Here is a 535-nt window from a genome sequence, read left to right as displayed (position 1 = left end):
CAGATTGTCAGTCTTCTTTTGCTAATCTGTATGAATGAAACATAGTTGTTCATACCTAGCGACTATGAATTATTTTCACAGGTAATCAATTCAAATATCTAACAACTTGCATATCTAACAACTTACAAAAGAGGTTTTACATGAAAACATATGGTTCATTCAAAAAAGCAGTATTGCTATCGGCTTCTGTACTTATTGGTATTACTGCGGCTAATGCGCACACTACCGAGCTAAGTACGTCAGTCATCAATAACTGTGATGCGGTTACTGACTTTGCAAAAAACTTGGATCACAACGATGCGCAAGTTTCTAGTACGCAAATGAAGCGCTATAATGATGCACGAGTGGCTTGTGAGATCGAACACAAAGATCAGCATCTACAGTCTGAAAAGTATTTCGTAGATAAATATGGACGTGATCGTGATTCTAATGCTGCCTCAATACTAAATGAATACAAGCAACATTAAAAACTAAAAACAGCAAGATGACAATATTGTAATCTTGCTGTCATCTCTCTGTCAGAATCAATGAAGTA

General features: G+C 36.1%; 1 protein-coding gene. It reads left to right on the top strand.

The genetic code is table 11. The annotated features are described in order from the left end of the window. Positions 1-140: 140 nt before the first annotated feature. A complete protein-coding gene (locus AAEY72_RS14190) occupies positions 141-467 on the top strand; it encodes a hypothetical protein (RefSeq protein WP_189585232.1) in 327 nt (108 codons plus the stop codon). Positions 468-535 lie beyond the last annotated feature (68 nt).

It is taken from the genome of Psychrobacter sp. W2-37-MNA-CIBAN-0211, assembly GCF_040309405.1.
Lineage (GTDB): Bacteria > Pseudomonadota > Gammaproteobacteria > Pseudomonadales > Moraxellaceae > Psychrobacter > Psychrobacter glaciei.
Note: the sequence above shows the minus strand (reverse complement) of the source record. Positions and strands in the feature narration are given on the sequence as shown.

Excerpts from the sequence above, each read along its gene's own strand:
- AAEY72_RS14190 (WP_189585232.1), top strand. The coding sequence starts at position 141 with ATGAAAACATATGGTTCATTCAAAAAAGCAGTATTGCTATCGGCTTCT.